Source organism: Micromonospora maritima (assembly GCF_902825405.1).
In the GTDB taxonomy this organism is placed as follows: domain Bacteria; phylum Actinomycetota; class Actinomycetes; order Mycobacteriales; family Micromonosporaceae; genus Micromonospora; species Micromonospora maritima.
The window spans coordinates 1-2,378 of record NZ_CADEAU010000685.1; the positions used below are offsets into that span (position 1 = coordinate 1).

Here is a 2,378-nt window from a genome sequence, read left to right on the forward strand (position 1 = left end):
GATCCGGCGGCGGTGGACGCCGGCGCGGTGGTCGGCGCGGCGCTGCTGGGCGCGGCGCTCGCCGACGGCGGCTCGGCCGGCGTACCCGTGGTCAGGGTGAACCGGATCTCCCCCTTCACCGGGTGCCCGTCGTCGGAGGCGAGCTGGTAGGTCACGATGTAGAGCCCGGCGGCGCCCGGCGTGAACGGCACGCTCACCCGCTTGCCGGAGAACGTCGGCGCACCGCCCGCGGCCACGTTGTCCGGCCCGGTGACGGTGACCTTCGTCGTGGCTTCCTTCGGCGTGGCCAGGAACCGCAGCTCGACCCGCTTCGGCGCGGCGGCCAGCCGGGCCCCGTTCTGCGGATCGCTGCCGGTCAGGGAGTTGTGCGCGGCGGCCGGCGCGGCCGGCAGCGCCAGCGACGCCCCCGCCGCCACCCCGAGGACCACCAACCAGGTACGCGTCACACGGGCAACCCTGCCCCCCATGAACCCCTCCATCCGGGTAAGATCCGGCCGCTGATCATCGGCCGTCCATTGGTCGGTCTCAGCTCGCAGATAGTTCCAAATACTCTTCCACCAGCTGCAACCAGGCGACGTTCCGCGGAGTCTTTGAGGTGGACAGGTCCAGTGTGACCCGCAGCGAAAGCCAGCCATCGAACGGGGCGAGGAGGCGGCGATGGTCCGGAAGGTGAGACGGTTGTTGACCGTCCTGACCGGGGCGGCGGTGGCACTGGTGTGCTCGCTGGCCCTGGCCGGCCCGGCGGCGGTCCAGGCCGCCCCCAAGCCGAAGCTCGCCCCGAGCGGGGTGGACATCACCGGCGACCGGCTCGACCAGCCGCTCCAGCTGAGGTCCGACACGCGCCCGGGCGACGTCAACCTGATCGTCGACCAGGTCAGGTGGCTGGGCGCGACCGGTCAACTGCGCGGTCCCGCCGCCAAGGACCTCGGTCCGAAGTACACGGTGGTGGTGCTCGTCGCCGGCACCGCGAAGAACACCTTCGACCTCTTCCCCCTGGCCAAGGGCGGTCCCCGGGTCTACCGGCCGGCCAAGCAGCCCGACTTGAGCCACCCGCGGGCCGGCTGGTTCTTCGGGCGCCTCACCATGTCCGAGACGCTGCGCTCGGTCGGGGTGCCGCTGGAGCCGCGGTTCGACACGCTCTCCGGCGGCATCGGCGGCGGCGAGCGGGTCCTCCCGGAGGACGCGCTCGACCCGGTGCAGGACCTCGACACCGCCCTCGGCGAGCTGCAGCGGCTGCTGCTGCTCAACATCGGCGTGGTGGTGGTCATCACGGCCGGGCTGGCCGGCATCGCGCTGCTGGTCCGACGCCGCACCCGCTGAGCCTCGACTCAGACCGTCAGCACGACCTTGCCCCGGACGTGCCCCGCCTCCACCAGGCGGTGCGCCTCGGCCACCTCGGCCAGCGGGAACGTCCGGGCCACGTGCACGGTCAGCCGGCCGGCGTCGACCAGCCCGGCCAGCACCGCCAGGTCGGCCGCGGACGGCTTGACGAAGAGGTAGGTGCCACCGAGCCGGGTCACGTGCTCGGGATCGGCTGTCGAGATCATCCGAGCCGGCCGGTCGACAAGCTCCGCGGAGACGTCGAGCGCGTCGCCGCCGAACAGGTCCAGCACCACGTCGACGCCGTCCGGCGCGACCGCGCGGACCCGGTCCCGCAGGCCCTCGCCGTAGGCGACCGGCTCCGCGCCCAGCGACCGGACGAAGTCGTGGTTGGCCTCGCTCGCCGTGCCGATCACCCGGTCCGCGCCGAGCGCGCGGGCCACCTGCACCGCGAGGTGCCCGACCCCGCCGGACGCGCCGTGCACCAGCACCGTGTCACCGGCGCCCGTGCGGGCCAGCTGCAACGCCTGGTACGCGGTGAGCCCCGCCAGCGGCAGCCCGCCCGCCTCCGGCCAGGACGCCCGCACCGGCTTGTCGGCCAGGCAGCGCTCCGGCGCCGGCACCAGTTCGGCGTACGTGCCGTGCTGCACGTCGTCGCGGCGGACGTAGCCGATCACCTCGTCGCCGACGGCGAACCCGCTCACCGCCGGGCCGACCGCCTCCACCACCCCGGCCGCGTCCCACCCCGGCACCAACGGGAAGTGGCTCGGAAAGGCGCCGTCCAGGTGCCCCTCGCGGACCTTCCAGTCGACCGGGTTCACCCCGGCCGCCCGCACCCGGACCAGGACCGTGTCCGGCCCGACGGGCGGGGTGGGCAGCTCGCGCAGGGTCAGCCGGTCGGCCGGGCCGTACGCGTCGATCGCGATCGCCTTCACCCGACCCACGCTAACCGCCGGACGGCGCCCGCGTGGTCAGCACCAGCGGCGCGGTGGGCGCTCCCGGCGTGTCGTGCGGTTGCCCGGGCGCACCGCGCCGTGCCGGTGGGCCCCGGCCCAACC

General features: G+C 74.5%; 3 protein-coding genes. 1 reads left to right on the top strand and 2 read right to left on the bottom strand.

Annotated features, from left to right (window positions below; all coding sequences use genetic code 11):
- On the bottom strand, nt 1–446 hold a 446-nt coding region (locus HUW36_RS31045; RefSeq protein WP_246248411.1), incomplete at its 3' end, for a copper resistance CopC family protein.
- A gap of 211 nt (nt 447–657) precedes the next feature.
- Between HUW36_RS31045 and HUW36_RS31050 the strand changes: the two genes are divergently transcribed.
- Nucleotides 658–1,320: a hypothetical protein gene (locus HUW36_RS31050; protein ID WP_174531337.1), complete on the top strand. Its 663-nt coding sequence runs from the start codon at nt 658–660 to the stop codon at nt 1,318–1,320.
- A gap of 8 nt (nt 1,321–1,328) precedes the next feature.
- On the opposite strand, the gene HUW36_RS31055 is transcribed toward HUW36_RS31050, so the two are convergent.
- Nucleotides 1,329–2,255 carry an NADP-dependent oxidoreductase gene (locus HUW36_RS31055; protein WP_174531338.1) on the bottom strand — a complete coding sequence of 309 codons (927 nt, stop codon included), beginning with the start codon at nt 2,253–2,255 and terminating at the stop codon, nt 1,329–1,331.
- Between the last annotated feature and the right edge of the window lie 123 nt (nt 2,256–2,378).

Bases quoted from the DNA above. Each gene is read 5' to 3' on its own strand.
- HUW36_RS31050 (WP_174531337.1), top strand. From the start codon at position 658: ATGGTCCGGAAGGTGAGACGGTTGTTGACCGTCCTGACCGGGGCGGCG.